The sequence below is a fragment of the Streptomyces sp. LaBMicrA B280 genome (assembly GCF_049222185.1).
GTDB lineage: Bacteria > Actinomycetota > Actinomycetes > Streptomycetales > Streptomycetaceae > Streptomyces > Streptomyces murinus.
Genome location: NZ_JBMJCT010000052.1, coordinates 323566 through 350374, shown reverse-complemented (window position 1 = coordinate 350374; position 26809 = coordinate 323566). Strand labels below are relative to the sequence as shown.

19 protein-coding genes are annotated in these 26809 nt (G+C 73.3%); 7 read left to right on the top strand and 12 right to left on the bottom strand.

Features of this window, described 5'->3' with window-relative positions:
• Positions 1–332 precede the first annotated feature (332 nt).
• Positions 333–938, top strand: coding sequence for a lytic transglycosylase domain-containing protein (locus tag ACLF5H_RS31500; protein WP_421679405.1), 606 nt, complete (start codon positions 333–335; stop codon positions 936–938).
• Between the two features lie 69 nt (positions 939–1007).
• Here the strand turns inward: ACLF5H_RS31500 and ACLF5H_RS31495 are convergent, their stop codons facing one another.
• The 4 genes from ACLF5H_RS31495 to ACLF5H_RS31480 form a co-directional block, all read right to left on the bottom strand.
• On the bottom strand, positions 1008–1211 hold the full coding sequence (locus tag ACLF5H_RS31495; protein WP_421679404.1) for a cold-shock protein: 204 nt from the start codon (positions 1209–1211) through the stop codon (positions 1008–1010).
• Between the two features lie 276 nt (positions 1212–1487).
• Positions 1488–2375 carry an NAD-dependent protein deacetylase gene (locus ACLF5H_RS31490; protein WP_421679403.1) on the bottom strand — a complete coding sequence of 296 codons (888 nt, stop codon included), beginning with the start codon at positions 2373–2375 and terminating at the stop codon, positions 1488–1490.
• 122 nt (positions 2376–2497) lie between these two features.
• A complete protein-coding gene (locus tag ACLF5H_RS31485; protein WP_421679402.1) occupies positions 2498–3337 on the bottom strand; it encodes a PhzF family phenazine biosynthesis protein in 840 nt (279 codons plus the stop codon).
• Positions 3338–3381: 44 nt separating this feature from the next.
• Complete coding sequence (locus ACLF5H_RS31480; protein ID WP_421679401.1) at positions 3382–3837, bottom strand: flavodoxin family protein; 456 nt, start codon at positions 3835–3837, stop codon at positions 3382–3384.
• A 624-nt stretch (positions 3838–4461) separates the two neighbouring features.
• Between ACLF5H_RS31480 and ACLF5H_RS31475 the strand changes: the two genes are divergently transcribed.
• Positions 4462–4800 carry a zinc-binding dehydrogenase gene (locus tag ACLF5H_RS31475; protein ID WP_421679400.1) on the top strand — a complete coding sequence of 113 codons (339 nt, stop codon included), beginning with the start codon at positions 4462–4464 and terminating at the stop codon, positions 4798–4800.
• A gap of 38 nt (positions 4801–4838) precedes the next feature.
• Here ACLF5H_RS31475 and ACLF5H_RS31470 read toward each other — a convergent pair whose 3' ends face one another.
• The 4 genes from ACLF5H_RS31470 to ACLF5H_RS31455 form a co-directional block, all read right to left on the bottom strand.
• Positions 4839–13127, bottom strand: coding sequence for a type I polyketide synthase (locus ACLF5H_RS31470; protein WP_421679399.1), 8289 nt, complete (start codon positions 13125–13127; stop codon positions 4839–4841).
• A gap of 171 nt (positions 13128–13298) precedes the next feature.
• Positions 13299–13652 carry a hypothetical protein gene (locus tag ACLF5H_RS31465; protein WP_421679398.1) on the bottom strand — a complete coding sequence of 118 codons (354 nt, stop codon included), beginning with the start codon at positions 13650–13652 and terminating at the stop codon, positions 13299–13301.
• 253 nt (positions 13653–13905) lie between these two features.
• Positions 13906–14295, bottom strand: a complete 390-nt coding sequence (locus tag ACLF5H_RS31460; protein WP_421679397.1) for a VOC family protein — start codon at positions 14293–14295, stop codon at positions 13906–13908.
• A 41-nt stretch (positions 14296–14336) separates the two neighbouring features.
• Positions 14337–14798, bottom strand: a complete 462-nt coding sequence (locus ACLF5H_RS31455; RefSeq protein WP_421679396.1) for a pyridoxamine 5'-phosphate oxidase family protein — start codon at positions 14796–14798, stop codon at positions 14337–14339.
• Between the two features lie 159 nt (positions 14799–14957).
• Here ACLF5H_RS31455 and ACLF5H_RS31450 point away from each other — a divergent pair, with 159 nt between their 5' ends.
• The gene (locus ACLF5H_RS31450) at positions 14958–15497 is read left to right on the top strand and encodes a GNAT family N-acetyltransferase (protein WP_421679395.1); all 540 of its coding nucleotides are present in this window, start codon (positions 14958–14960) and stop codon (positions 15495–15497) included.
• A gap of 58 nt (positions 15498–15555) precedes the next feature.
• Here the strand turns inward: ACLF5H_RS31450 and ACLF5H_RS31445 are convergent, their stop codons facing one another.
• Positions 15556–16821, bottom strand: a complete 1266-nt coding sequence (locus ACLF5H_RS31445) for an oxygenase MpaB family protein (RefSeq protein ID WP_421679394.1) — start codon at positions 16819–16821, stop codon at positions 15556–15558.
• A gap of 387 nt (positions 16822–17208) precedes the next feature.
• On the opposite strand from ACLF5H_RS31445, the gene ACLF5H_RS31440 reads away from it, so the two are divergent.
• The 4 genes from ACLF5H_RS31440 (at position 17209) to ACLF5H_RS31425 (ending at position 21471) form a co-directional block, all read left to right on the top strand.
• Positions 17209–17964: a (5-formylfuran-3-yl)methyl phosphate synthase gene (locus ACLF5H_RS31440; protein WP_421679423.1), complete on the top strand. Its 756-nt coding sequence runs from the start codon at positions 17209–17211 to the stop codon at positions 17962–17964.
• A gap of 8 nt (positions 17965–17972) precedes the next feature.
• Positions 17973–19376, top strand: coding sequence for an aldehyde dehydrogenase family protein (locus ACLF5H_RS31435; protein ID WP_421679393.1), 1404 nt, complete (start codon positions 17973–17975; stop codon positions 19374–19376).
• Positions 19377–19378: 2 nt separating this feature from the next.
• Positions 19379–20485, top strand: a complete 1107-nt coding sequence (locus ACLF5H_RS31430; RefSeq protein ID WP_421679392.1) for an NAD(P)-dependent alcohol dehydrogenase — start codon at positions 19379–19381, stop codon at positions 20483–20485.
• Positions 20486–20565: 80 nt separating this feature from the next.
• On the top strand, positions 20566–21471 hold the full coding sequence (locus ACLF5H_RS31425) for a class I SAM-dependent methyltransferase (RefSeq protein ID WP_421679391.1): 906 nt from the start codon (positions 20566–20568) through the stop codon (positions 21469–21471).
• Between the two features lie 140 nt (positions 21472–21611).
• Here the strand turns inward: ACLF5H_RS31425 and ACLF5H_RS31420 are convergent, their stop codons facing one another.
• The 3 genes from ACLF5H_RS31420 to ACLF5H_RS31410 form a co-directional block, all read right to left on the bottom strand.
• Positions 21612–22571, bottom strand: coding sequence for a GNAT family N-acetyltransferase (locus tag ACLF5H_RS31420; protein ID WP_421679422.1), 960 nt, complete (start codon positions 22569–22571; stop codon positions 21612–21614).
• A gap of 34 nt (positions 22572–22605) precedes the next feature.
• Positions 22606–24084, bottom strand: a complete 1479-nt coding sequence (locus ACLF5H_RS31415) for an NUDIX domain-containing protein (RefSeq protein ID WP_421679421.1) — start codon at positions 24082–24084, stop codon at positions 22606–22608.
• An 80-nt stretch (positions 24085–24164) separates the two neighbouring features.
• Entirely contained in the window at positions 24165–26027 is a 1863-nt protein-coding gene (locus ACLF5H_RS31410) for an ABC transporter ATP-binding protein (protein ID WP_421679420.1), read from the bottom strand.
• Positions 26028–26809: the final 782 nt, after the last annotated feature.

Below are 26809 nucleotides of genomic sequence, written 5' to 3'. Positions count from 1 at the left end.
GGGGGGGGGGGGGGGGGGGGGGGGGGGGGGGGGGGGGGGGGGGGGGGGGGGGGGGGGGGGGGGGGGGGGGGGGGGGGGGGGGGGGGGGGGGGGGGGGGGGGGGGGGGGGGGGGGGGGGGGGGGGTGGGGGGAAGGGGGGGGGGGGGGGAAGGGATTCAGGCACCGCACCCCCCCCCCGCGGCGTCTGCCCCACCGTGCTCTCGGGTGCCGGAGAACTCTTCCGTCGCCTGGATTGCGGCACGGCCGGGCGGGAAGGCGCACCGCAGGCCGATGGAGGCGCTGTCCGCGGGACGGTGACCCGAAGGCGAAGACGGCGGGAGGGGTGGGCGCGGATGACGCGGCAATCGACGGTCGAATCGGAGCAGGGGCCCTCGGCAGCGGCCCGCGAGGAGGTACAGGTGCCGCCGATACGGCCCGGTGCCTACGACCCGGCCGACTACGCCGAAGCCGTGGTGCGCAGCTCCGGGGCGGCCGGAGTGTCCCCACTGCTCGTCATGACGGTGCTCCACAACGAGGCGTACAAGCCGCACCATCCGCTGCTGGAGCGGCTGTGGCAGTGGTGGAAGCCCGGGGCGTCCTTCGGGGTGGCCAACATGCATCGCGCGACGTTCGAGCGGGTACGGCGGACGCACGACCTGCCGGGGCGGTGGCAAGACCTGCGCGACGATCCCGCCTTCGCCATCCACGCGGCGGCGCTGCACCTGAGGGACCTCGACCGCGGGCTTCCGCGGCGGCACGTGGGCCGCTACAGCCGCGACGAACTGCTCGCCCTCGGCTACAACACGGGCGAACGCAATATGCGGGCCTTCGCCCGGGGCGTCCCGCCGGGCCCCATGGCACGGTCGTACCTGCGCCGCTTCCGCGCCTACCGGAGCCGCGCCGCCGAGGCCCTGGCCATGGCGGATCGCGGCGACCCCGGTGACACGGCGGCCGAATGAGCGGCCGTGTCACCCGGGAGGGGCGGCTGCCGCACGGCAGCCGCCCCGGAATGTCACGGGTACGGCCAGTCAGTTTCGGACGATGTTCTGGGCCTGGGGACCCTTCTGGCCCTGTCCGATGTCGAAGGTGACCTTCTCGCCCTCGGTGAGCTCACGGAACCCACCACCCTGGATCTCGGAATAGTGCGCGAAGACGTCAGCTCCTCCGCCGTCCTGGGCGATGAAGCCGTACCCCTTCTCGGAGTTGAACCATTTCACGGTGCCGCTGGCCATCGATCGATCCTTCGTTCATACCGGGAGCCACCCATGTCCGGGGCCGCTCCGGCTCCCTTGGCAGTAGGAGCCGACATCGTTTCTACCCCGAGCACCGCCGCCTATCCGGCCCATGACACAGCAGTCGGTGTGGCGTCCTCACAAAGAACCCGCTCCGCGCCTCGCTCCACCGCGCTGAGCAGGCCGCTGATCTTGACCGGAACGGCGTAACGGAGGCCGGGCACACGGGGAGTCGTCCGGCGCTCGATCGCAGCCCGCCCCACCCTCCGCAACGGCTCACGTGATGTCCAGGCGTCCGCTCAGGTCGGTGAGGGCTTGGCCGAGTGGGAGTGCCACATGCGCGTGTGCGAGGGCGTCGCCGCGGGTCGGGCCGAGGTTGATGATGGAGACGGGCTTGCCGTCCTTGGCGGCGCGTCGCACGAAGCGCAGGCCCGACAGGACGGCCAGGGACGAACCGAGGACGAGCAGGGAGTCGGCCGCGTCGACCAGATCGAGGCAGCGCTGGGTGCGGGGCTTGGGCACGTTCTCACCGAAGAACACGACGTACGGCTTGAGCACACCGCCACACCGCGCGCACGGTACGACGCGGAACGTGTGCACGAGGTCGTCGGGCAGCTCGATGTCGCCGTCGGGGTTGACCCGGAGCCCGGCGGCGTCCTGCGCCGCGAGGAACTCCCCATTGGCGGCGAGCAGCCGTGCGTCGAGTTCGTCGCGCGGTCCGATCGTCTCGCAGTCGAGGCATACGACCCGGTCAAGACTGCCGTGCAGGGCGACGGCGTCCGTCGTCCCGGCCGCCTGGTGCAGCCCGTCCACATTCTGCGTGATCACGGCATCGACGTACCCGGCGGCGCGCAGCGCCTGCACGGCGTGGTGCCCGGCATTGGGCCGCGCCTCGGCGATGGCCCGGCGCCCGACGTAGCCGCGGGCCCAGTAGCGGCGCCGGTTCTCCTCGTCCGAGACGAAGTCCTGGTAGGTCATGGGGGAGTGCCGCCGATGCCGCCCGGTCACGCCCCGGTAGTCGGGGATACCGGACTCGGTGGAGATGCCGGCGCCGGTCAGCACCGCCACCCCGCCGGCGGCCAGTTGCCCGACGATCTCGTCCATGCCGCCCGCGGGACGGACACCGGTGTCGGGTACGGGGCCGACGATCGGACGCATGCGCATATCAGCAGCTTAGGACGCCGCCGGGCGCATCGCGCCCCTCGGTGGGAAGGAGAGCGGTGGGAAGGAGCGCGATCCACCGAGTCCGACGGTTCCCAGCCGCGGTGGCCGGACGGTGGGGCCGTTCAGGAGAGGGGGACCGCCGTGCCCGTCACCTCGATGCCGCCGGCCGGGTCCGCGGGGATCGCCACGGTCAGGAGGCTCGGGCGGCCCATGTCCACGCCCTGGTGGATGGTCAGCACCGTGGGCGGCGCGACGAGCCCGTTGCCGCGGAGGTACCCGCCGAAGGCCGCGGCGGCCGCTCCGGTGGCCGGGTCCTCGACGACGCCGCCCGGCGGGAAGGGGTTGCGGGCGTGGAAGACGGTGTCCGACTCGCGGTGCACGAGGGCGATCGTCGTCCAACCCCGGCGCCCCATCAGGGCGTTGAGCGCGGGCATGTCGTAGTCGAGGTCGGACAGGCGGGCCCGGTCGGCGGTGGCGATGACCGGGTGCCAGGCACCGGCGTAGGCGACCTGCGGCGGCAGGGCCGGATCGAGGTCGGCGGCGGACCAGCGCAGGGCGGTGAGGAGTTCGGCGAGGTCGGCGTCGGAGAGGTCCGTCGTACGGGGCTCCACGCTGACCAGGGTGGCCGTCACCGAACCGTCCGGGGCGGTCGAGGTGGTCACGGGGACGGGCCCCGCCTTGGTGTGCAGCAGCAGGTGGCCGACGCCGTGCCGGGAGGCGTGGGCGACGGCCGTCGCGATGGTGGCGTGGCCGCAGAACGGGACCTCGGCCTGCGGGCTGAAGTACCGGATGTCGAGCGACCCGTCGGGACGGGCGACAGCGAACGCCGTTTCCGAGTAGCCGACTTCGGCCGCCGTGGCGGCCATCGTCGCCTCGTCGAGCCCGGCGGCGTCCAGCACCACACCGGCCGGGTTCCCGCCCAGGGGGTCGCTGCTGAAGGCCACGTAGCGCAGGATGTCCATCGGGCGAAGGTAGACGCTCCGTCACCGGGCAGTCAAAGGTGTTCTCACCTGTCCCGCAGTCGCCCGGCGAACGCCCGCGCGGCGGCCAGGTCCCCGGCGTTCGGCCGCCGCTTGTTGATACCGCCGATGAGCTTGAAGGGCGTCCATGTGTCGAACGCCCGGCAGGAGAAGCTCCCGTCCGTCTCGAAGCCCTTGCCTTCGAGGAGCCGGACCAGGGGGCGGGTGAACGACATCAGCGGGATCTCGGGGAGCCCGCTGGTGGCGAACACGAACGCCCGGCCCCGCCCGGTGGGAAGCGCCTTGGCGAAGTCGGTCAGGCGGGGGTGGAGCCTGCTGTAGAAGACGCCCGAGCCGAAGCCCACGAGGTCGGCGTCGGCCAGCTCCGCGGGGTCGGCCTGCTCGGGGGAGACGACGTTCGCGCCCAGCACCTCGGCCATGCTGTCGGCAATGCGCCGCGTGTTGCCGTGCGACACGGAGGCGCACACGATGACGGTCTTCATCCTCACGGTCCCTTCTCTCGCTTCCGATGGAAAGGACCGGTGCGGCGGCCTCGGACGTGACATCCCGCGAGCGTGACGGCGCCCACATCGCGGGGGCGAACCGCGTCCCGGACCGGCTGTCGGGCCTCCGCCGAGCGGTGTCCCGGCAGGGCCGTACCGGCCCGGCAAGGAGGTGGCGGGCACGGTACGCGCGGTCGGCGAGGGGGTCACCGGGCCGGCGGTGGGTGACCGGGTGGTGGCCGCCCCCGCGGGCCGGGGGGCAGAGGCGGTCGTCGCCGAGGCCGCCCACACGGTCCCGGTCCCGCCCGGAGTCGGCCTGCGGCAGGCCGGCGCCGTGCCCCTGGGGCTCACCACGGCCATGCTGCCGCTCACCGACGCGGGCCGCTTCACCGCGGGGGACACCGCGCTGGTGCACTCGGCCTCCGGCGGGGTCGGCGGCGCGATCGCCCGGTTAGGTACCCGCGCTGGGCGGCGGTCGGCTGATCGGCGCGGTGGGCCGTCCCGAGAAGGCGGAGGAGGCGTTGAAGGCCGGTTACGACGCCGTCTTCCCCTCGGGGTGAGGCGCTGCGCGAGGCGGTTCTCGACGCCACGGACGGCCGGGGCGTCGACCTGGCCCTCGACCCGTTGGACACCGAGGCCCTGGGGCTCGGCCTCGATGTCGCCGCGCCCGGCGGGCGGATCGTGCTCTTCGGCAACGCGGGCGGCGGCACCATCGACGCCCTCCCACCGGTGGGCCGGCTGCTCGCCGGGAACCTCACCCTCACCGGCTTCAGCCACAAGGGCCTGGCTGCGGGCGCCCCGGCGAAGGTCGCGCGGGCGATCCGCCGGGTACTGGGACTGCTCGCCGACGGCCGCCTCGGCCTGCCGGTCACCGAGATCCCCGGGCTCGCGGAAGTACCGGCCGCGCACGACCTGATGGCGAAGGGCGCAGGCGTCGGGAAGTATGTCGTCCGGGTGGGGTGAGCGGGGCGTCTGCTTCCGGCCCCTCTCCGTGTACCTCCTCAGCCCGGCCCGTCCCCCAGCCACCGATGGACGGCGAGCGCGGTGGTACGAGCATGCTCCTCCAGCATGGTGAAGTGGTCGCCGGGCACGGTGACTTCGGCGTGCGGCAGGCTCCAGGCCGGGGCGGGCTCGGCGCCGGGCAGGGGGTCCTGGGCCCGTACGTACAGGGTGGGACAGGCGAGCGGCGCGGGCTTCCAGCCGTCGAAGAGCTCGAAGTATCCGGCCATCGCGGTGAGCCGGTCGGGGCTGGCGGAGGCGAAGGCCGCCGCCCGGCGCAGCATGTCCGACGTCATCGCGGAGAGCGCCTGATCCCGGTCGCCGTGCCCCGGGGGATAGGTGTCCAGCAGGACCACGGCGGCCGGGCCGGCACCCTCGGACTCCAGGCGTTCGGCCACGGTGTGGGCCACCCAGCCACCGGCCGACCGCCCCAGCAGCACCGGGGGGCCGTCGGCCGCGGCGGCGCGCACGGCCATGGTCTGGGCGGTGACCAGGGCGTCCAGTGTGGCGGGCAGCGCCTCTCGGGGCTCGAACCCGGGGTGCCGTACGGCGGAGACCGGCCGTAGCCCGCGCAGAGCGGCACCGAGACGCGCGTACTCCTTCGGCCCGGACACCGCGCTGAGCGCGGGGGAGCAGACCAGCCGGACCCCCGTGCCGCCCGCCGTGAGCGGGACGGGTGCACGCGTCGCCTCGGGCGCACCCGTCTTGTCGAACACCGGGCGCAGGCGCGCGGCGACGGTGAGCAGCACCATGCCGTCCCAGGTCCGTCCCCGGGCGCACGCGGTACGGAAGAGGGCGCCCAGGGAATCCGGAGCCTCATCGGCGTTCGGCACGTCGGCGGCCTGCGGCCCGGAGGCACCGAACTCACCCTGAATGCCGCCCACTTGACGTGAGGAACCGGGAGTGCCGACGGTCTCGGGCCCTGCCGGACCATCGGATGTGACGCCCGCCGAAGGCGCCTCGGCGGCATACCGCCGCGCCAGCTCGGTGGCGAGCGCGCGCGGTGTCGGGAAGTCGAACAGCAGCGTGGTCGGCGGCGCCAGCCCCGTGCTCGCCGCCAGTTCGTTGCGCAGCTCGACCGCGGCCAGGGAGTCCAGCCCCAGATCCGCCAGCAGGGCGTCCGCGTCGATCTCGCCCGCCCCGTCCGCGTGGCCCAGGACGCGGGCCGCCAGGGTCCGGACCTCGGTGAGCAGCACCCCGGCCTGCTCACCGGGGGAGGCGGCGGCCAGGGCCGCGCCGAGTCGGCCCCCGCCCGTGCGTTGGTCGGCGGCGCGGGTTCGGATTCGGTTCGCCGCGGGGTCGGCGCCACGGAGGGCGGCCGGAGCGAGACGGGCCGCCACCACCACGGGTTCGGCACCGGCCACGGCGGCGTCGAACAGGGCCAGGCCCTCCGCCGGTCCGAGCGGGACGAAACCGGCACGGGTCATCCGCCGCCGGTCCGCGTCGTCCAGGTGCGCCATCATGCCGTCGTCCTGCCGCCAGGGGCCCCAGGCGATCGACGTACCGGGCAGTCCGAGCCGGACGCGATGGCGTGCCAGGGCGTCCAACACGCAGTTGGCGGCGGCGTAGTTGGCCTGCCCGGCGGAGCCGAAGGTGCCCGCCACCGAGGAGAACAGCGCGAACAGGGCCAGGTCGCGGTCGCGGGTCAGGTCGTGCAGTGCGAAGGCGGCGTCCACCTTGGGGCGCAGCACCCGCCTCAGCCGATCGGTGGTGAGCGCCGTGACGACCCCGTCGTCCAGCACCCCCGCGGTGTGCACGACGCCGGTCAGCGGGTGGGCCGCCGGTACCGTGTCGAGCAGGGCGGCGAGCGCGGCACGGTCCGCCACATCGCAGGCGCGCACGCTCACTTGGGCGCCCACCCCGCTCAACTCCGCGACGAGTTCCCGGGCCCCCGGGGCGTGAGGGCCGCGCCGCCCGGCGAGCAGCAGATGACGAACGCCGTGCGCGGCGACCAAGTGCCGTGCCACCAGCATGCCGAGGGATCCGGTGCCGCCGGTGACCAGGACGGTGCCCCGCGGGTCGAGCGGCCCTCGCTTCGGCGACTTCGGTGCCGCCTCGGCCAGTCGCACCAGCTTCGGTACGTACACCGTCCCCCGGTGTACGGCCGCCTCGGGCACCGGGTCGGCCAGCAGAGCGGGCAACACGGCCCAGGAGTCGGGGTGTTCGTCCACGTCGATCAGGGCGAAGCGGCCCGGGTTCTCGCGCAGCGCCGAGCGGATCAGCCCCCACACCGGTGTGTGCGACGGTACGGCCGCCGCCCCACCGGACCGGCCGTCACTCCCGCGACCGGCGGCAGCCTCCATGGGGCCCCCGTCGTCGGCCGACGGGACGGCGCCGGACGTCACGAGGACAAGCCTGGAGCGGGACAGACGCGGTTGCGCGAGCCACTCCTGTACGAGCTTCAGCGCGCGGTCCGCCGTCCGCAGCACCTCGGCTGCCTGATCCCGCGCGTCGCCGTTCGTGCCGGGCGGTGGGCACGGCGCCACGACGATGTCCGAGGACGCGTCGCACGCCGCCGGGCCCGGGTACACGGGGATGCCGGAACCCGACGGCGCGAGGGCGTCCACCAGCCGCGTACCCGCCGTACCCAGCACGCCCCAGCGGGGCATGGCCACCGGTGCGGGCGGTTCGGCGAGCGGCGCCCAGTCCGTGCGGTGGAGAGCGCCCATGAGCACGTCCGCCGTCGCCGAGTCGGCACGCGGCAGGGGCCGGAGCGTCAGCGAACGGATCGTCGCCACCGATGAGTTCGCCTCATCGGTCAGCTCCACCTGGGTCTGCCCCTCGGGCCCCGGCGCCACCCGGACCCGCAGACGCCGTGCACCGGTGGCCTGCACGCGCACGCCACCGAAGGCGAACGGCAGGGACAGTCCGACGGCTGCCGGAGCGTCCGCCCCGGGGGCCTCCGGGAGGAGGCCGGCCAAGGCCCGGACGTGCAGCGCCGCGTCGAGCAGCGCGGGGTGCAGGACGAACTCCGGGCCGCGCACCTCCGCTCGCGGCGGCCGGGCCGCTTCCGGCAACTCGACCTCGGCGTACAACTCCTCCCCGCGCCGCCAGGCGGCACGCATGCCCTGGAAGGCGGGGCCGTAGCGCAGCCCACCGGCGGCCAGCCGGTCGTACGAGCCGGTGCCCGGACCGTCGGCCCGCATGGGCACCACCCCCTTTGGTGGCCAGGGCGCGCTCTCGGTCCCGGCCGCTGGGGGCGGCAGCGTCGGGGAGAGCGTCCCGACGGCGTTCCGGACCCAAGCCTGTTCGTCACCCGCCGTGGCGTGCGGCCGGGAGTGGAAGGACACGGCACGTCGCCCCGCGTCGTCCGGCCCCGCCACCTTCACCTGCACGGCGACCGCGCCGTCCGACGGCAACGGCAGCGGCGCGGTCAGGGCCAGCTCGTCCAGCACGGCCGTGCCCGCCAACTCACCGGCGTGCAGGGCCATGTCGACGAACGCGGTCGCCGGCAGCAGGATCTCCCCTGCCACCACATGATCGGCGAGCCACGGCTGGTCGCGCACCGAGAGCACCGCGCACAGCAGCAGCCCGTCGTCGTCGGCGGTGCGGGTGTACGACCGCAGGAGGGGGTGAGTGGCCTCGCCCGCCGGGGACACGGGCGGTTGCCCGGTGGGAGCGGCCTCCAGCCAGTACCGGCGACGCTGGAACGCGTACGTGGGCAGTGCGACGTGCCGTCCGCCGCGCCCGGCGAAGACGGCCGGCCAGTCGACGGGCACGCCGTGCGCGTGCAGCGCGGCCAGCGTGTCGAGCAGGGCGTCGGCTTCCGGCCGTGATGTGCGCAGAGTCGGCAGGACCAGCGGTGGTTCCGGGCTCCGCTCACCAGAGCCCGCCGTCGGGTCGGCCGGGGACGTTCCGGCCGGGGTGAGGCAGTCCCGCACCAGACCGGTGAGCACCCCGCCCGGCCCCAACTCGACGTAATGCGTCGCCCCTTGCGCAGCCAGATACGCCACGGAATCGGCGAAGCGGACCGGGCGGCGGACATGGTCCACCCAGAACTCCGGTGCGCACAGCTCCTCGTCGGTGGCCGCCCGGTCCGCGACGGCGGTGAGCAGCGTCAACCGCGGGGTGGCGAAGGACAGTTGACGTACGACGTCCGCGAAGTCGGCCAGGACGGGCTCCATCCGAGCGGAGTGGAACGCATGGCTGACCCGCAGCGCAGTCACCGAACGGCCCTGCGCCCGGAAGTGCTCGGCAATCTCCCGCACCGCGTCCTCGGCGCCGGACACCACCACCGAGGCGGGCCCGTTGACCGCGGCGATCTCCGCCGCACACCCGGTCTCGGCGAGGTGCGCGGCCACCTCGTCCGCGCCCGCGGCCACCGCCGCCATCCCGCCGCCCCCGGGCAGCGCGTCCATCAGCCTGCCGCGGGCCGCCACCAGCGTGCACGCGTCCGCGAGGGACAACACTCCGGCGACATGGGCCGCCGTCACCTCACCCACCGAGTGTCCGGCCACCAGAGCGGGGCGCACACCCCAGGCCGCGAACTGCCGGAACAGGGCCGTCTCCAGGGCGAAGAGCGCCGGTTGCGCGAACCGGGTCGTCCACAGCAGCTCGTCCGCCGCCGCACCGGGCGCGCCGAACATGACGTCCCGCAGGGGTGCCGGCAGCAGCGGGTCGAGCAGGGCACAGCACTCGTCCAACGAGCGGGCGAAGGCGGGGTGCAGATCGCGCGACTCGTACAACTCCCGGCCCATGCCGACGTGTTGGCTGCCCTGGCCGGTGAACAGCAGGGCGAGCCGGCTCCGGTCGCGGGCCGTGCCCCTGTGCGCTCCGGGCCGATCGTCGTCCTCCGCCAACGCCCGCAAGGAGCAAAGCAGTTCGGAACGGCACCGGGCCACCACCACGGCCCGGTGCGCGAAGGCCGACCGCGTGGTGGCGAGCGCGTACCCGAGGTCCGCCAGGGACGCGTCGGGGGCGGCGACCACATGGTCGTACAGCCGTCGCGCCTGGGCGCGCAGCGCCGACCCGGTCCTGGCCGACACCGGAAAGGCCACCGCGGGCTGTGCGGCAGGCCTCGTAGGCTCCGGCCGGGTCGGTGTCGTACCCACCGGAGGCTCTTCGAGCACCACATGGGCGTTGGTGCCGCTGATGCCGAAGGACGACACCCCCACCCGGCGCACGCGATCCGTCGCGGGCCACTCCACCGCCCGGGTCAGCAGCGCGATCCGCTCCGAAGACCAGTCGACGCGCGGGGTCGGCTCGTCGGCGTGCAGCGTGCGCGGCAGCACGCCGTGCCGGATCGCCTGCACCATCTTGATCACACCGGCCACTCCGGCGGCGGCCTGGGTGTGACCGATGTTCGACTTCACCGAGCCCAGCAGAAGGGGACGCCGCCGCGCTTCGCGCCCGTACGTCGCGAAGAACGCCTCCGCCTCGATGACGTCCCCCAGCCGGGTGCCGGTGCCGTGCGCCTCCACCGCGTCGATGTCCCCGGGGGCCAGCCCCGCGTCCGCGAGCGCCTGCCGGATCACCCGCTGCTGCGCCGGTCCGTGCGGCGCGGTCAGCCCGTTGCTCGCGCCGTCCTGGTTCACCGCCGAGCCGCGCACCACGGCCAGCACCGGAAGCCCCGCGCGACGCGCCTGCGACAACCGGCTCAGCAGCAGCATCCCGGCGCCCTCGGCCCACCCCGTACCGTCGGCGGACGCGCCGAACGCCTTGCAGCGGCCGTCCGGTGCCAGCGCCCGCTGGCGGCTGAACTCCACGAACGACGAGGGCCCCGACATCACCGTGGCACCCCCGGCCAGCGCGAAGGCGCACTCACCCCGGCGCAGCGCCTGGGCCGCCAGATGCAGGGCCACCAGGGACGAGGAACACGCCGTGTCCACCGTGAGGGCCGGGCCTTGGAGGCCGAAGGTGTACGCGATACGACCCGAGGCGACGCTTCCGGCGTTGCCGAGGCCGAGATACCCCTCGACATGCTCGGGCGTCCTGGTCAGCCGGCGGGCGTAGTCGCTGTACATCAGCCCGACGTACACCCCGGTCGCCGAGCCGCGCAGGGCGGCGGGGACGACACCGGCGTACTCGAAGGCCTCCCACGCCACTTCGAGCAGCAGCCGGTGCTGCGGGTCCATGGCCAGCGCCTCGCGCGGGGAGATGCCGAAGAAACCCGGGTCGAAGCGGTCCACGCCGGAGAGGAAACCGCCCTCGCGCACGTACGTCCGGCCGGGCCGTCCGGGATCCGGGTCGTACAGCGCCCGGGTGTCCCAGCCCCGGTCGGTGGGGAAGGGACCGATGGCGTCCCGCCCGTCGGCGACCAGCCGCCACAGGTCCTCCGGAGAGGCCACCTCCCCGGGACAGCGGCACGCCATCCCCACGATCACCACGGGATCGTCGTCCGACCGGACCGCCTCCCGGCGCCCGAGCCCGGCACCGGCGGGCACGGCGGCGGCGGTGTGCTCCCCGAGGTGGGCGGCGAGCGCGAGGGCCGTCGGGAAGTCGAAGGCGACAGCCGCGGAGAGCGGCAGCCCGGTCACCGCCGACAGCCGCTCCCGCAGCACCGTCGCCGTCAGGGAGTCCATCCCCAGGTCCCGCAGCGCGGTGCTCGGCTCCACGGCCTCAGGCGTACACCCGAGCACGGCCGCCACCTCGCCGCGCACCAGGGCCAGCAGGTCCTGTGACGCCGACCGGCGCGGATCGGCGGGCTCGCGGGTCTGTTGCCGCACGGACTCCTCGGCGGCCGCTGTACCCAAGGCCCGCGCGGGCAGACCGGCGAGGTCCCGGCGCAGGATCTTCCCGGAGACGGTGCGGGGAATGTCCGCCACCTCGAACAGCTCGACCGGCACCTTGGCAGCGGACAGTCGCGCACGGCACGCGGCGAGGACGCGCCCCCTGTCCAGCGCCTCGCCACCGGGCCCGGCGACCAGATAGCCGACCGGCACCTCGCCGAAGACCGGGTGCGGACGCCCGGCCACGGCGGCGTCCGCCACCCCCGGAAGCCGTCGTAACACCGCCTCCACCTCCGAGGGATGGATGTTCACCCCGCCCCGGATGATCAGATCACTCGCCCGGCCGGTGATCACCAGTTCACCGGAGGCATCGAGCCTGGCCAGATCGCCGGTGCGGAACCAGCCGTCGCGCAGCACCGCCGCGGTCGCCTCCGGCCGCCCGTGGTAACCGGCCATGATCCCGGGCCCGTTGACCCACAGCTCGCCCTCGCCCGTGTCCCGCCCGTCGGCACCGCCGCCGACCCGGACCCGGGTCCCGGGCAGCACCCGGCCGCAGGCCCCGTCCGCCGAAGCCTCGCCCGGCCCCGCCATGGTGACCGGGCCCGCCTCCGTGCTGCCGTAGTGCTCCAGATAGGGGGCACGGCAGACCGCCTCGAAGGACTCACGGAACCCGGGCCCGGCCGCGGCACCACCACTGACGCAGCCCCGCAGCGCGGGGGCGCCGAGACCGCCGCCGTCCTTCTCACCCCGGACCGCGTCGAGCAGCGCGGAGTACGTGGTCGGGACCCCGCCGAGCAAGGTGAACGAGGCGCCCTCGCCGCGCAGTTCACCGAGCACACCCGCCACCGAGAACCGGGGCAGCAGCACCGCGCTCGCCCCCACCGCGGTCACCCCGAGGAAGCACACGATCTGGCTCATCGCGTGGTGGAGGGGCAACGGCCAGAGCACACGGTCCCGTTCGGACAGGCCCAGGACACCGACGAGGCCCGTCGCGACCGGTGAGAGGCGGTTGCGCTGCGTGGACAGAACACCCTTGGGCGCGCCGGAGGAGCCCGAGGTGTAGAGCAGCCAGGCCACTTCGTCCAGCGTGAGATCGTCTCGGGCGGACGTCCGGGGCTCCGTACCCGCCAAGTCCTCGTACGACAGCGCACGGTCGGCGGCGGCGCGGTCCCCGTCCGCGCGCGAGGCCGCGCTCCCGCGTCCGTCCTCGCCGCCGCCCTCGGCCACGACCACGGTCAGCCCGGGGCGGGACGACAGCGCGTGCCGCCGCGCCGGACAGGCGTCGTCGGTGATGAGCACCGACGCTCCGCTGTCGTCCAGCAAGCGGGCCAGCTCCTCCTGTGAGCTGCCCGGGTCCAGCGGCACACCCACGCCGCTCGCCCGGGTGACGGCGAGCAGGCTCTCGACCGCCTCGACGCGGTTGCCGAGCAGTACGGCCACCCGGTCACCGCGCGCCACGCCGAGCCCGGCCAGGTGACCGGCCAGCCGCGCGGTCCGCTCTTCCAGCTGCCGGTAGGTCAGACGCCTGAACCGGTCCTGGAAACAGACCTTGTCCCCGAGACGACGAGCGTGCTCCCCGAGCAGCTCCGGCAGCGGCTTGACGACGTCGGCGTGCGTGACCACCGCATGACCTCCTTGAGATGGCTCGTCGTTGAGGACGACCGCGCGATCGACCCGGTTGCCCGCGGAGATCAGGGATCAGGGTCCCCGTGTTCGTGGGCCACGGCGAAACGTCGTTCGCGCGGTGCCTCACGAACACGGGGCCCGCGGCCGGGAGTTGGCGGGGAGCCGGTGTCAGGAGAAGACGACGGACCGCACGAGGAGTCGGTCACCGGCGCCCGCGCCGGGGCGCAGGGTGTAGTAGACGTCGCCCTCGCAGTCGGGGCCGAGGAAGACGGTGGCGGTGGCGTCCGTGCGGTTCTTGGGCGCCCGGGCGGCCGATCCGGGCTCGGAACCGGGGCCATGCAGATCGATGCACTCGCCGCTGGCGGGGTTGTTCAGGAAGCCGACGGCTTCGTATCCCTCGGCGGTCGTGTACGAGTAGCGGAACTGGCCGGTCGCCGCCGCGGCCGAACCCGGCGCGGCCAGCAGCAGGACAAGGGAACCACAGGCAGCGCCGAGGGCCGCGGTGAGGGAGCGAGCAGACACGGGGATCTCTCTTTCGGGTGCTGAATCGGTCAGTGCCAGCGATGCCCCGAAAACAGATGGATAGGCGCTTTGTCCCTCGAAGGGGTGGCCCCGTCGGGGGCGCCGGGCGCTGCCGCAGAGAGCTGTCGTGCCCTGGTGCGGCGTGGCAGGGTGGGCGCTCGATCTGTTCCGCGGAGATTCGGGACCGCTGCGGGACCCGGTGAGTGGCTCGCGCGAGTGCGTCCAGGACACGGCTGGGCGGCGAAGTCGGCGGTCAGTCGAGGTAGTCCGCGTGTCCCTCGTCGTCGAGTTCGAAGGGGCCCTCGGGGATGACGCAGAATTCATTGCCCTCAGGATCCGCCATCACCAGGAACCCGCCCTCGGCGTACCGCTCCAGCCTGCGTCCGCCGAGCCTCTCGATTCGTTGCCGCTCGGCGGCGGGATCGGCCGAACTGACGTCGAAGTGCATGCGGTTCTTGCCGGCCTTGGGTCCGGAGGTCTGCTGGAAACCCAGCCCCAGGTCGTTCTCACGCCGCAGCCATACGTAGGGTCCCGTACGGCCCACGATCGGCCTGCCGAGCACTTCGGACCAGAACGCGGCAAGCCGCTCCGGGTCGAGGGCGTCGACGATGAGTGCGTTGATCCGCAAGGATGAGTCCGGCATACCGCGATCCTCTCAGGACCCGCACCGACGGGGAGCGGGCGCTATTCCAGCCACATCCCGTCGCGCATGACGACCCTCCCGCGCAGTTCCGGCTCGCCGCGCCAAGCGCGCACGGTCCTCGGGACCACGCGTAGGTACACGAACGAGCCTTCTTCGGTGCGGGGATCCCACCCGAACTTGTCGGCGAACGCCCTCGCCGCGCTTTCGGCCACTTCCTGGTCGGGGAAGCACTCCGCCTCGCCCTGGAGGAGCACCACGTCGAAGGTGTCCGGTAGCGACAGGCGCACCCGCGGCTCGTCCCGGACGTTCCGCGCGGTCACGGAGGTGGCGCCGGTGCACATCCACACCGCTTGCCCATCCCATGAGAACCACAGCGGCACTTGGTGCGGCCCGTGATCGGGGTGAGCCGTCGACACCCATACATCCCGCTCGGTGGCGAGCCGGTGCAGGGTGTCGCGTACACGCTCCGCCGCCCGGCGGCGAACGATTCCCGTGGTCTCCATGAGCACCGACCCTAGCCAGCGGGCGCGAAGCGCGCCTGAGGCGCAAGACCTACGCCCAACGGCCCCCGCACGTCTCAGCTCGCCGACGTCCAGTGTCTGGATCAAGGCAGCGCCGAGCGTTTCCGTTCGGTCGGTTCGATCACCTGTTAGCGTGCGCACATGGAAAGCCTGGGAGACATAGCGTGGCCACCTGAGCCGATCAAAACCGAGAGGCTCGTGCTCCGTGAGTCCGAGAGCCGGGACCGTACGGCGTTCATCGAACTGCTCGCCTCAGCAGAGGCGCACACCTACCTCGGTGGCCCCCGCCCGCGTGCCGAGCTGGAGCGCGAGATGCCCGAGACGCCCGAGCGATGGCCCGGAAGCCTCGTCGTCGAACTCGACGGATCGATGATCGGCCAGATCCTGCTCAGGCGGGCGACGGGGCACAGCCGCCCGGCCGCCGCCGGAAAGGCCGACCTCGGCTATCTGTTCCTGCCGCGGGCGTGGGGACTCGGGTACGCCTTCGAGGCGTGCACCGCGGCACTCGGCTGGTTCGAAGACGCGCTTCCCGGCGAGCCGGTGGTACTCACCACCCAGAGCGCCAACGTCGGCTCGATGCGTCTCGCGGCCAAACTGGGATTCACCGAGGTGGAGCGGTTCGAGGCATGGGACGCCGAGCAATGGCTCGGCATGCGCTCCCCGGCCACGCCGTCGAGTTGAGGCGGAGTACGCGACGTCGGGCGACGGCGCCACAACCGGCACCGGCCGCGCCCGGCCCTCAGGCGTCGGCCTCCCGCCCGGCCCCCGGCAAGCGGGCCACGTCGGCAGGCCGGCCGTCCTGGAACATCGAGGCCAGCTGCCGGTCCTGCACCCGTGCCCCACGCACCTCAAGCCGTTCCCGGCCTCCGGGCAGGGCCCCGAGGACCCGGTACCGGAGGGTGTTGCCCGCCAGCGCGAGCAGCAGGGCCCAGGGGAACCGGCGCCGCAGCCCCAGATCGCGCATGCCGTCCTTGCCCATGAACGCGCTGAGGATGCTCGCCTGCCGGGCCCGCTCGTAGCGCTGGTGGAGCCGCTCGACGACGGCACTACGGTGCCCGAAGGCGCGTTCGGCCTGCGCGTCCAGGGTCAGCCGGGCCAGATCCCGTCCGGCCTGGGTCTGCCCACCGGCGGCCAGCAGGATGTGGTAGTTCCAGCGGTGCCGGACGCGCTCGACATCGGTCAGCCACTCCGGCGAGACACCCATCAGCCAGCCGACGTACCGCCACAGATGCATGAGGTCGTCGCGCTGCGCGCGGGTCAGCCGCACTCCGAGGCCGAGGCAGCCGATGATCACGGTGCTGTCGAAGAGCCCGAGGGTGGCCGCCTGATCGGCCTGGTTGATCGGGTGGCCCCAGCGCTCGGTGTCCCAGCGGGGTTCGAACCGGGCGTTGAGCAGGGCGTGCATGGCGCGCACATGGACCGTGAGGCGCCAGCCCTCCGCACCGGGGCGCAGGCCCCCGGCCCGGGTGACGGCATGGGACCACTTGGTCGTCTCGCCCAGGCGCCGCAGCGTCATCCCGTTCGCCAACCCGCCGGTCAGTACGAGCAGATCGGCCGGCCCGCCGAAGCGGTAGCCGCCGATGAGGGAGAGAAGGGTGAGCACGTCGCCGCTGTTGCGGCCGAGGAAACGGTACGCCGCCGCTCCGCGCTCGACCCGGTCCCAGTCCACCCACGCGGGCACGGTCCTCGCCTGCCCGAGGAACTCCCGCAGCGCGGGCGGCAGCTCGCGGGGCGCCTCCGCCGCGCGCAGAGCCCGGCCGATCTGCGCGTGCGTGACCCGGTCCGGATCCCCGGCAGGCAGCAGCGTCGCCGCGGCGAGGGCGGCGCCCAGCTCGTCCCGCTCAAGGAGGGCGTCACCGATCCGCTCCATAAGGGCCTCGTCGACCTCGTCGCCGATGTCGGTGAGGAGGAAGAGCGCGCGGGCGATCCTGCGGCCGCGCTCCTCGGCCTCCCGGAAGCGGCGGGGAACGCGGGCACCGTCACGGACCTCGCTGCTCTGCGTCATACCATCCGTTGTAACGCGGATATTCATTCGCAGACAATTCGCATGACGCGGAAGGAATCGCGCCCGGAGCGGGCGCGGCGGACAGGGCGGCTTCGGCGCGTGACGGCTACGCGGAGTCTGTGACTGTTACACGCGGTTCATGACGGTTACGCGTGGTTCATGACGACCCGCATCGCGGCCGAGGAGGCCGCCCCGCGGCTGCGGAACAGGGCCGGTTCACGCCGGTCCACGCGGCGCACTGCGCATAGCCACGCGCGCCCCGCAGGAACCCCGCACGCTCTACCGGCGCCCACGGACGGCGGAAATGATGAGCGCACCGCACATGAACCAGGTGATCCGCACCCCCTGACCCTCGGCCGGGCGGGCCTGCGGCGGAAGGAGCTCATGGTGTTGCTTCTCATCTCCCCGGACAGCGTCGAGGAGGCCCTCGACTGTGCGAAGGCGGCGGAACACCTCGACATCGTCGACGTCAAGAAGCCCGACGAGGGCTCGCTCGGCGCCAACTTCCCCTGGGTCATCAGGGAGATCCGCGACGCCGTACCGGCCGACAAACCGGTGTCCGCCACCGTGGGGGACGTACCGTACAAGCCCGGCACGGTCGCCCAGGCGGCGCTCGGCGCGGTCGTCTCCGGCGCCACGTACATCAAGGTCGGCCTCTACGGATGCACGACTCCCCAGCAGGGCATCGAGGTCATGCGCGCGGTCGTACGGGCGGTGAAGGACCACCGCCCCGACGCGCTCGTCGTCGCGTCCGGCTACGCGGACGCGCACCGCGTCGGCTGCGTCAACCCGCTCGCCGTACCCGACATCGCCGCCCGCTCCGGCGCCGACGCGGCCATGCTCGACACCGCGATCAAGGACGGGACACGGCTGTTCGACCATGTTCCCCCGGACGTCTGCGCCGAGTTCGTCCGGCTGGCCCATGCATCCGGTCGGCTCGCCGCCCTCGCGGGCAGCGTCACACAGGCCGACCTCGGCCCGCTGACCCGTATCGGCACGGACATCGTGGGCGTGCGCGGAGCGGTCTGCGAGGGCGGCGACCGCAATGCCGGACGGATCCAGCCGCATCTGGTGGCCGCCTTCCGGGCCGAGATGGACCGCCAGGCCCAGGAGCACGCGCTCGGCGTCCCCGCCGTCAACTGACCGCCGGCATGCCGACAACCGAACCCGACCGCGTCCCCGGACACCGGGGCGCGCGCCTCGCCGTCGTGGACCCGGCGACCGGGGAGACCTTCGACGAGGCCCCCGACCAGCAGCCGGACGAGTTGGACGCCGTGGTCGACCGGTCCCATCGGGCCTGGCACGACTGGCGCGCCGACCCCGCCGCCCGCACCACCGCCCTGCGCGGGGCGGCCGACGCCGTGGAGGCGGCCGGTGACGCACTCGCCCGGCTGCTCACCCGGGAACAGGGCAAGCCCCTGACCGAGTCGTACGCGGAGATCGCCCGTACGGCGGCTCGCCTGCGCTACTTCGCCGACCTGGCCCCCAGAACCCGACGCGTCAGCGACGGCCGGCCCGTGCACAGCGAGGTCCGCTGGCGGCCCCTCGGTCCCGTCGCCGCGATCGTGCCGTGGAACTTTCCGCTCCAGCTCGCGGCGGCCAAGTTCGCGCCCGCGCTCGCGGCGGGCAACACCGTGGTCCTCAAACCGTCACCGTTCACGCCCCTCGCCACCCGGCTGCTCGGCTCCGTCCTCGCCACCGCGCTCCCCGAGGACGTACTGACCGTCGTCACCGGCGAAGAACCCCTCGGCGCCCGCCTCACCTCCCACCCGCGCATCCGCCATGTCACCTTCACCGGCTCGGTGCCCACCGGGCGGGCCGTCGCCCGGGCGGCCGGGGCCTCGCTCACCCGCGTCACCCTGGAACTGGGTGGCAACGACGCCGCGGTGCTGCTGGACGACATCGACGTGGACCGCATCGCGGACCGGCTGTTCTGGGCCGCGTTCCGCAACTGCGGGCAGGTCTGCATGGCGGTCAAACGCGTCTACGCCCCGGCCCGGCTGCACGCCGAGGTCGTCGAAGCCCTCGCCCAGCGCGCGAAGTCCGTCGCCGTCGGGCCCGGCCTCGACCCGGCCACCCGGCTGGGCCCGGTCAACAACGCCCCCCAGCTGGCCCGGGTCGAACAGGTCACCGAACAGGCCCTGGCGGACGGCGCCCGGGCCGCGGCCGGCGGTCACCGACTGGACGGACCGGGCTACTTCTTCGCACCCACCATCCTCACCGATGTCCCGCCCGAGGGCCCGGTGGTGACCGAGGAACAGTTCGGACCGGTCCTGCCGGTGCTGCCGTACCGGAGCCTCGACGAAGCCGTCGACGCGGCCAACGGCACCGGCTACGGACTGGGCGGCTCCGTATGGGGCACCGATCTCGACCGGGCCGAGGCGGTGGCCGACCGGCTCGAATGCGGCACCGCCTGGATCAACCACCATGCCGAACTGTCCCTCGCCCAGCCCTTCGCGGGCATCAAGAACAGCGGCGTCGGCGTCGCGGGCGGACCGTGGGGGCTCTACGGCAACCTCCGCCCGTTCGTCGTCCACCGCCCGCGGGAGGAATGACGATGCGGTTCCAGGCGGCCGTACTGCGCTCGTACGAGGGCCCGTTCACCCTTGAGGAGGTGAACCTGCGCACGGAACCCGCCGACGACGAGATCCTGGTCGAGATCGCGGGCTGCGGAATGTGCCGTACGGATCTCGCGGTACGGCGATCGGCCGGCCGCAGCCCGCTGCCCGCGGTGCTCGGCCATGAAGGGTCCGGGGTCGTGGTGCGGACGGGCGGCGGCCCGGACATCGCGATCGGCGTCGGTGATCATGTCGTACTGAGCTTCGACTCCTGCGGGCACTGCCGCAACTGCCGTGCCGCGGCCCCCGCTTACTGCGACTCCTTCGCCTCCCTCAACCTCTTCGGAGGGCGCAAGGAGGACCTGCCGCGGCTCACCGACGCGGCCGGGGGCGCGCTGGCCCCCCGGTGGTTCGGCCAGTCCTCGTTCGCCCGGTACGCGCTCGTCCCCGCCCGCAACGCCGTACGGGTGGACCCCGCACTGCCCCTCGAACTGCTCGGACCGCTCGGCTGCGGCTTCCTCACCGGCGCCGGAGCCGTGCTCAACACCTTCGGCGCAGGCCCCGGCGACACCCTCGCGGTCTTCGGCGCCGGAGCGGTGGGCCTGGCCGCGGTGATGGCGGCCACCGCCGGGGGCGCGCTGACCGTGGCCGTCGACCGCCATCCCCGACGGCTGGCCCTGGCCGAACGGTTCGGCGCGATCCCGCTGCCCGCCCAAGCGGCCGGACTGCCCGAGCGGATCCGGCGGCTGACCGACGGCGGCGCGCGGTACACGCTGGACACCACGGCCTCGCCCCCGCTCATCAACGACGCCCTGCGCGCACTGCGCCCCACCGGCACCCTCGGCCTGGTGGCACGCCTCCACACCGCGCTGCCACTCGAACCCGGCACGCTGGACCGGGGCCGCGCCGTCCGCCACATCTGCGAAGGGGACGCCGTACCGGGACTGCTGATACCCCGGCTGACCGGGCTGTGGCAGGCCGGACGCTTCCCCTTCGACCAACTGATCCGCACCTACCCCCTGTCCGACATCAACAGGGCCGAACGCGACTGCGAAGCGGGCCGCGTGGTCAAACCCGTCCTGCTCCCGGAGGGAAGAACCCGATGAGCGAGGCGTACGGCAGTGCGGCACCACCGCATCCGGCAAGCAGGCCCCCCGCAGTTCCCACTTCCGCCAACGGAGGAAACATGGTCGGTACGGCTCCGCAGCACCCGGACGTGGAAGGCGTGGACGGGGGAGTGGGCCTGACCGCCCTCCTGGTCGCCGCGGCACGGGCGATCGAGACCCACCGCCACGACAGCCTGGCCCATGACGGCTACGCGGAACCCTTCGTGCGCGCCGCCCCGGCGTGCGCGGACTGGCCGGTGCGGATCGAGCAGGTCCCGGACGGCGACGACAATCCGCTGTGGGGGCGGTTCGCCCGCTACTTCGGCCTGCGCACCAGGGTCCTCGACGACTTCCTCCTCCGCTCGGTCCGTACGAGCGCCCGCCAAGTGGTGCTGCTGGGCGCGGGGTTGGACACCCGCGCCTTCCGGCTGGACTGGCCGTCCGACTGCGTGGTCTTCGAGATCGACCGGGCGGGCGTGCTGGCGTTCAAGCACCAGGTGCTCACGGACCTGTCGGCCACGCCGAGGGTGAAGCGCGTTCCCGTGCCGGTCGATCTGCGCGACGACTGGGTCACCGCGCTGTCCACCGCCGGCTTCGACCCGGCCGTACCGAGCGTCTGGCTGGCCGAGGGACTGCTCTTCTACCTGCCGGGCCCCGCCGAGACCTCCCTCATCGACAAGGTGGACCGGCTGAGCACCGAGGGCAGCGCCCTGGCCTACGAGGCCAAGTTGGAGAAGGACCTGCTCCAGTACCGCGACAGCGCGATCTACACGGCGACGCGCGAACAGATCGGCATCGACCTGCTCCACCTCTTCGACAAGGGGCCCCGCCCCGACTCCGCGGGCCGTCTGACGGCGAAGGGCTGGTCCGCCTCGGTCCACACCCCCTTCGAATTCACCCACCGGCACGGCCGCGGGCCCCTCCCCGAGCCGAACGACGCGCTGGAGGGAAACAGATGGGTGTTCGCGGACAAGACCCGGCTCTGACCTCAGCCGGCCAGGCGTGGGCGGCGACGGCGACCTGACCGGAGCTGACCGCGCCGCCGCGCCGGGACGCGCGAGGACACCGGGGCCCACCAGGGCGCCGACCGGACCTCGCCGTCCTCGGCATCGCCGCGGTGCTCCGATCACTCCGCCGGGCCCCAGTCCCAGGCGTCGAAGTAGGCGGCCCGCCCGGTTCGCCGAGCCTCGGCCACGGCACTGAGGCACGCGAAGTCGCGGGGCGGCATCAGCGCCCGCCATCGGGGCAGGGGCAGGACGCGCAACTCGTCGTGCTCGTACGGGTCCAGGGCGACGGAGCTGATCTGCGCAGGGGAGAGCCGGCCGCCGTCGAAGACAGTGCCGACGGTGCTGTACGGCCACTCGGCGCCGGGCAGTCCGTGCACCGTCGCCAGCAGCCGCGGTGGCCCGGACACCGTCAGACCGGTCTCCTCCAGGCACTCCCGCACGGCCGTCTCCCACGGGCGCTCACCCGCGTCCATCGTGCCGCCCACCAACTGCCATGGATGTGCGGGGGAATAGACGGAGTGCAGTTGCAGTGGTCTGTCGTCCTTGTCGGTGTCCGTACTGGTCGTCGGCTCGCCGAATCGCGTCATCCGCATCAGCGCGGGACTGGCCGCGAACCCGAATGCACGGTAGAGCGGAGCCGCCTGCTCGCTGGCGTGCAGTTCGAACAAGGTGACGTGCTCGTCCCGGAGTTGATCGAGCAGGGCGCCGACGACGGCCCTGGCACAGCCGCGTCGGCGGAGATCCGGGCGGGTGGCGATCATGTGCACGCGGGCGGCCAGACCCCGGGGATACGCCGGTGCCGGGAGCACGGGCTGGATCAGTCCCAGGGCACAGGAGACCGGCGAGCCGTCGGCGTCGTCGATGACGAAGGCCCGGGCGTCTCCGCCCGGTGCCAGCCGGTGGGCCAGCTGGACGGCGCACCGCCGAATCCACTCCTCGCTCAAGGGCGTGGACAGGACGTATGCGGAGCGCATCCGGATGACACCTTCGGCATCGGCGGGCGTCGCCGCACGGACCACCGCCCGCCCGAGCCCATCGGGGGCACGGGATTCGGCGGCGGACTCCAGGTCGTGGTTCATCATGCGTCTCCTGTCCCGGAGCCGGAGTCCGTGGTCATGTCCAGCCCAGTTCGGAGTAGGCGTGACCGGCGAGGATGCCCTCGACAGCGGTGCGGGCGTAGGGGACCAGCTGTTGCGGGAGGGCTTCGGGCCGCCACCACCGCCATTCCGCGCACCGATCGGGCTCCAGGACCTCGGGGCTGCCGGACCAGGCTCGGGCGCGGAAGACAAGCTGGATTCGCGGGCGGGCCGTGGGCGGGTCGAGGAGGTGGACCACATGGACGAGTTCGACGCCCGCCGGGTCGATGAGGAGCCCGGCCTCCTCCTTGGCCTCTCGGACCAGGCAGTTGACCGCGGCCTCGCGCTCGCAGTGACCGGCCAGGAAGTGCCAGGTGTCGGCCGCGAAGGTCGCGTCGGGGTGACGCAGTCCGAGGAGGATGCGGCCGTGCTCGTCCTGGAGGTAGAGGTGGACGCCGACGATGTGGAGTTCGGTCCCCGCCGGTGCGCCGACACGCGGGTGAGGGTCGGGCTCCTGCGGACGGTCGAGCGCGGAATGGTCGGCCGCGTGTCGGCGGATCATGTCGTCCAGGCCGGGGCTCAGCCGCAGCCGGTCGAGCGTGTCGACGGTGAACCACTGCAGGAGGACGCCTTCTTGTAGGTCCACGGAGTCGGGGTGGCCGCTCCAGCGGCCTGCGAAGATCTGGGTCGGCACGAGGAGACCGTCGACACTGATCGAGGGCTCCACCGCGTACGCCGTCAGCTCGGTGAGTTCCAGCCCGGGTGTCTCTTCCGCGAGTTCGCGGCGCAGGGTCGCTTCCAGGTCGGCGTCGTCGGGCTCCCGGCCGCCACCCAGCAGGGCGAGGGTCCACGGCTCCCAGATGCCCTCCCGTCGGTCCCGCAGATGGAGCAGGTAGCGACCGCGGCCGTCGTGGACCAGGGCGGAGGCGTTGACCGGCTCGGGCCGCCCGTCCAGGCCCCGCGCTTCGGCGTCCAGGAGTTTGGCGCGCAGCGTCGGTGAACTGACCTCGGCGAGGGGCAGCCACTTCGCGCCGCTGACTTCCTCGTACTGCAACGCGAGCGGTGGTGCCGTGTCGGCCGTGAGATAGAAGACGAAGCGGAAGTCGAAGTGCAGGTGCGCGGGTTCACCCTTCGCCGGGACGGCGTCGACGCCATGGACGTCGATGTCGACCGGCGCACCGAGGAACCGCGGGGTGAGGCACAGATCCCCGGGCCGCAGGCCGGTCTCCTCGCACACCTCGCGCAGCGCGGCGGCCAACAGGGTCCTGTCGTCCTCGACATGACCCCCCGGCACGAGGAGCTTCCTCGACGCCTTGTGGCCGATGTGCAGCACGCGTCGAGCACGGTCGATGACGACCGCGCCGCATGTGATGTGGCCGGGCAGCGTCGCGCGGTTCGTCGGATCGGTGGGACCGTCGAGGAGGGCCGACAGAGGGGCCAGGGCGTTCCGTTCATGCGGGTGGCGGGCCAGGTACGCCTCGGTGGTCGTGCGGATGTGGGAGCGGGTGGGCGGCATGTCATCACCTCGGGGGAGCGCGGAGCGGGGCGTGGGCAGGGTCCTGGCGGCGGTACGGCGTGGAGTGCCGTCGGTGTGGCTCATGTGCGGGTCCCGGTCTGCTCGCCGGCCGCCTCGGAGGTGACCTGGTAGGAGAGCAACTGCTGGAAGATACCGGCCTGTTGGGACAGTTCCTGGTAGGTGCCCTGCTGCGCGATCCTGCCCTCGTCGAGGACGACGATCCGATCGGCCACGGCCACATTGGTGATCCGGTGCGTGACCAGCAGCACCACGCGGTCCCGGGCCAGATCGCGCAGACGCCGGAAAATGCGGTACTCGGCGCGGGGATCGAGGTTCGCGGTCGGTTCGTCGAGGACCAGCAGCCCGGCCTCGCGGAAGAACGCCCTGGCCAACGCGACGCGCTGCCACTGGCCGCCGCTGAGTTCCTCGCCGTTGAGCCACTCGCGCGCCAGCAGGGTGTCCAGACCGGAGGCGAGTCGGTCGACCACCTCGTCCGCGCCCGCGGCCTCGCACGCCTCCCGCACCGCGGCGTCACCGCGCGCCGTTGGCTGCCCCAGGTGCACGTTCTCGCGCACGGTCAGCGGCCAGTGCGCGTAGTCCTGGGGCACCAGGGCCACCTGCCGCCACAGATCTTGCGGATCGGCCTCGCTGACCGGCCTCCCGTCCCACAACACCTCCCCGGTCGTAGGCAGGTTCAGGCCGCTGATCAGTTTGGACAGCGTCGACTTCCCCGAGCCGTTGAAGCCGACCAGAGCGGTGACCTCCCCGCGGCGCAGGGTCAGCGAGACATCGGACAGGGCATCGCGGTCCTTGCCCGCATAGCGGTGGGTGACCGCCTTGATCTCGATCGTCCTCGGCGGCTCGGGGCGGTGCGAGCCCCGGCGCATTCGGAAGCCACCCGCCCGCTCCAGGAAGTCGCTCCAGTCGTCCATGTACAGGCCCGTGCGCACGGCCCGCGCGCCGATCGCCACCAGACCGCGGACCGACTGGCCGACCATCTGGAGGGCGAAGACGGCCGTCCCCGCGTGACCGACGCTGATCCGCCCGTCGGCCAGCAGCAGAACGACCGCCGCCCATACGACGACCGACCCCAGCCCGCCGCACAGCGCGCCGACGAGGGACATACGGGCGCCCTTGTCGGCCGCGGCCCGGTCCTCGCGGTTGATTCGGGCGACCGTCTCCCGGTACCGCCCGGACAGGAACGGGGCCATGGTGCCGGCGCGGATCTGGTCGGCGGCGTCCCGGTTGTAGATGTGCCAGCGCAGCACCGACAGCATGCGCAGGTCGCCGTTGCTGCGCAGATTCGCCAGATACCGCACCCGCGCGGCACTGATCTGGGCCAGGGCCTGCGGCAGGCTCGCCGCGATCAGGAGCGGCAGGAGCAGCGCGTTCACCCCGGCCAGTACGAGCGCTCCGGCGACGAAGGAGGCGGCCGAGGCGATCAGGTCCTGCCCCTCGTCGATGAGGTCCCCGGTGACCTGCGCTCCGCGGTCGGCCGCCTCACGGGCACGGTTGAACTCGGGGTCGTCGTAGGCGCACAACTCGACCGCGGCGCAGCCGAGGAGCAGTTGCTGCTCGGCCTCGCGCGACATCAGCGGGCCCAGCCGGGAGGACAGCCAGCTGACGGTGATGCCCAGCAGCGCGCGGGCACCGGCGGCACCGGCCAGCAGGGCGACGGACGGCCATGCCTGAAGCAGCCGGTCGTAGACGTCATCGCTGGTGAGCAGCGCGGTGAGGGTGCCGCTGATGGCGACGAGGCCGAGGGCCTGCATGACACCGGCGGTGGCCTGGCACAGCAGGAGTCCGATGGTCGCCGGTCGGTCGACCTGCCAGGCCAGAGCCAATGAGCGGCGCACCAGCTGCGGCAGCCGCCGGGCCATGTCACGCAGCCGGATCGAACGGCCGGCCGCTTCACGGCTGCCGGTCAGGTCGACGTACCGCATCGCCGACTCGCCGCCGGACTTCGGCGGGGGTGGCGGGTCCTGCTCCCCCTGGTGGCCGAGGGCTTCGGCGGACTCCGCCGTGGGGGCGGTGCGCGGCCCGGGCACGTGCTCGGCTGATTCATCGGTGGACCTGCTCATGCCGCCCACCTCGTATCCGGACATGCCACGCGGAAGGACTCGACGGCGCATCGGGCCCGCGTCGGCGTGAGGGCGAGCGGGCCAGGCGTGGCGGGAGTGGGCGGAAGGACGGTCTGAGGATGGGGCAAGCGGTCCATGGTGGCCTCTGGTGACGGGGACGGGGTCACCGGGATCAACGACAAGGGCCCTGGTGTCGAACACACGTTTTTCGGACGTGGTAGGGATCCCGGCGCCAGGCGAATAAGCGTTCGTGCCGGATACATCGACCCTTGCCGGGGCGGGCCGGTCCTCGAACTCGTGGTGGCCGAAACGCCGATGGTCGTCACCTGGGCCGTCGTACCGGCCGCGCGACCCCGTGAGCACGGGCGGAAGGCGGCCCCCGCGGACGGCGACTCGGGGGCGGGATACGGCGTGAGGTCGGTCACGGACCGGGTCGGTGGTGAGTTCCATGGCCGGCGGCATACCGGTCGGCGGATCGGGATCCGCGCAGCCCAGCGACGCGCCTGCGTCACCGCGTACGACGAGAATCTCCATGGCGTCCGAGCGGCCGCCGCCTCATTTCCATGACCTGCCGCCGCGTCATCTCGTCCGCACGCGCGTCGTCGACGGGCTCGGGCCCGGCCTTCCGGACGGCCGCGCGGGCC